The sequence below is a fragment of the Protofrankia sp. CiP1_Cm_nod4 genome (assembly GCF_982290645.1).
This window is the reverse complement of sequence record NZ_CEVIVC010000078.1, coordinates 17,759-20,094: the sequence shown is the minus strand read 5'-3', so window position 1 is coordinate 20,094 and position 2,336 is coordinate 17,759. Positions and strand designations below refer to the sequence as shown.

Genomic DNA, 2,336 nt, shown 5'->3' with positions numbered 1-2,336 from the left:
CTGGTTATTTTCGTGACCTCAACGGCCGCTTGCGTGACATCGTACCGCTGCGTAACGTCACTCTGCGGTACAGAATCGTACTTTTCGGCGATATCAGGCTGGGATGCGGCGTTGTGTTCCCGGGTGGCGTCACGCTTTCTCGCGGAGTCGTGCTCCCGGGATGGCTCGCTGGTCAACGCAGCCAGCCGCGTCGTTGCTCCAGGGCATCGAGCACCGCCCGGCGCTGGCGGATCGCCAGCGGATAGCTCACCAGCCCGCTGAGGACCAGCGCGACGGCAAAACCGAGCAGCCAGTGCAGGCCCACGAGCAGCACGACCACCAGCACGGCGGCGAAGATGACGGTCCGCAAGGCGAAGTAACGGGCGTTGATGGCGAGCAGCCCCGGCCCGGACGGCCCCGCCCCGGGCTGCCCTGCCCCAGACGGTGACGGCCCGGACGACGGCGCCCCGTACGGCGACGATGATCCGTACGGCGGCAGCCCGGACGACCGCTGGCGCGATGCCCATCCTCGCCCGCCAGCCGTTCGCTTACGAAGATCCATAAATCCTCCCGGTCCCCGTACCGTTCTGTGGCCGGCGGCCGTCCCGCCGACGGCCGTCATCTCGACCGGCGGGCGCGCCGAGGTACCCAGCCGAGACGCTGCAGCAGGGACGGATACAGCCCCAGGCAGACGAACATCACCAGCAGGCCGAGCAGGCCGGCCGGCCCGATCGCCAGGCCGGCGAACCGCAGCAGCGCGTACGCGGCCACCCCTGGCAGCAGGATCGCCAGGAAGGCCAGCGTGAAGATGGAACCGATCCCCGCGGATCCCTCCGGCAGGACACGGCGCGCCGACGGAGCCGGCCGCGGCACCTGGCCGTCCCGGCTGTCCGGCCGGTCATCCAACCGGTCACCATCCATGATCACACCGCCTCCGGCCGAGCTCTGGGTCTTCTTGGCGTCCATCTTGGACGTTGGTGTCTTCTTGGGCGCCGATCAGGCGCTGATCTCCTGGGGAAGGTCCCGGCGGGTAGGGTCGGGGCCGTCGAACTCGCGGATCACGCGATACCGGGTGTCCCGCTCCACCGGGCGGAAGCCGGCGTCCCTGATCACCTCGAGCAGGTCCTCCCGGGTCATCGTGTCCGGCGTCCCGAAGCCGTCGGCGTCATGAGTGATCTTGTATTCGACGACGGAGCCGTCCAGGTCGTCCGCGCCGAAGTTCAGGGCGAGCTGGGCGGTGGTCAGGCCGTGCATCACCCAGAAGCACTTGACGTGATCGACGTTGTCGAAGAGCAGCCGGGACACCGCGAACGTCTTCAGCGCCTCGGCCCCGGTCGCCATCGGCTGGTTCATGAGCCGGTTGCGTGGGTCACCGGCCGCGTCATGCTGGAAGCGCAGCGGGATGAACACCACGAACCCGCCGGTCTCGTCCTGTAGCTCGCGCAGCCGCAGCACGTGGTCGACCCGGTGCCGCGGCTGTTCGATGTGGCCGTAGAGCATGGTGGCCGGCGTCCGCAGGCCCTTGGAGTGGGCCAGGCGGTGGATGCGCGACCAGTCCTCCCAGTGCGTCTCGTGGCCCACGATGTGCTGGCGGACCTCCCAGTCGAAGATCTCCGCCCCGCCTCCGGTCAGCGACTCCAGGCCGGCGTCGATCAGCTCGTCGAGGATCTCCGCCGCGGGCAGGCCGCTGATCTTCTCGAACCAGTGGATCTCGGTGGCCGTGAACGCCTTGAGTGCCACCCCCGGCAGCGCCTTCGACAGCTCACGCAGCGAACGCGGGTAGTAGCGCCACGGCAGGGTGGGATGCAGGCCGTTGACGATGTGCAGCTCGGTGATGCCGGCAGGCTCCATCGCTCTGGCCAGCCGCACGGCCTCTTCGATGCGCATCGTGTACGCGTCGGCCTCGCCCGGTTTGCGCTGGAACGAGCAGTAGGCGCAGGATGCCGCGCACACGTTCGTGAGGTTCAGGTGCCGGTTGACGTTGAAGTACGTCGCGTCCCCGTTCTTGCGGACGCGGACGGAGTGCGCCAGCTCCCCCAGCCAGGCCAGCTCGTCGCTGGCGTAGAGCGCCTCGCCGTCCGCCCGGCTGAGCCGTTCGCCGGCGTGTACCTTCGACTCGATCTCCCGCTTGAGCCCGACGTCCATAAGCACGAGGGTAGTCCCGCCCGGCGCGGCGTCCCGCCGACATGTGACCCGTGGCGCCTCGAAGCCACGGGCTATGGGCACGGGCCTGCGACCCACGCGGCCGGCCCGGGGACCGAGCCGGCCGTGCCCGGTTGGGCCAGCGGGACCCGCCGGAAATCCCACCGGACACGGCGGCTTGGTGGCCAGATGAGCCAGGTGGCCAGATGAGCCAG

3 protein-coding genes are annotated in these 2,336 nt (G+C 69.4%); all 3 read right to left on the bottom strand.

The window, feature by feature from the left end; all coding sequences use genetic code 11:
* Window positions 1-172 precede the first annotated feature (172 nt).
* The 3 genes from AC5LSR_RS15380 to mqnE are packed head-to-tail and all read right to left on the bottom strand — an operon-like array spanning window position 173 to window position 2,124.
* Window positions 173-541: a hypothetical protein gene (locus AC5LSR_RS15380; RefSeq protein WP_445548547.1), complete on the bottom strand. Its 369-nt coding sequence runs from the start codon at window positions 539-541 to the stop codon at window positions 173-175.
* Window positions 542-597: 56 nt separating this feature from the next.
* Complete coding sequence (locus AC5LSR_RS15375) at window positions 598-945, bottom strand: hypothetical protein (protein ID WP_250283266.1); 348 nt, start codon at window positions 943-945, stop codon at window positions 598-600.
* Between the two features lie 30 nt (window positions 946-975).
* Entirely contained in the window at window positions 976-2,124 is a 1,149-nt protein-coding gene (mqnE, locus tag AC5LSR_RS15370; RefSeq protein ID WP_250283285.1) for an aminofutalosine synthase MqnE, read from the bottom strand.
* Window positions 2,125-2,336: the final 212 nt, after the last annotated feature.

Coding starts and splice junctions, on each gene's coding strand:
- AC5LSR_RS15380 (WP_445548547.1), bottom strand. CDS start 541: ATGGATCTTCGTAAGCGAACGGCTGGCGGGCGAGGATGGGCATCGCGC.
- AC5LSR_RS15375 (WP_250283266.1), bottom strand. CDS start 945: ATGGACGCCAAGAAGACCCAGAGCTCGGCCGGAGGCGGTGTGATCATG.
- mqnE (WP_250283285.1), bottom strand. CDS start 2,124: ATGGACGTCGGGCTCAAGCGGGAGATCGAGTCGAAGGTACACGCCGGC.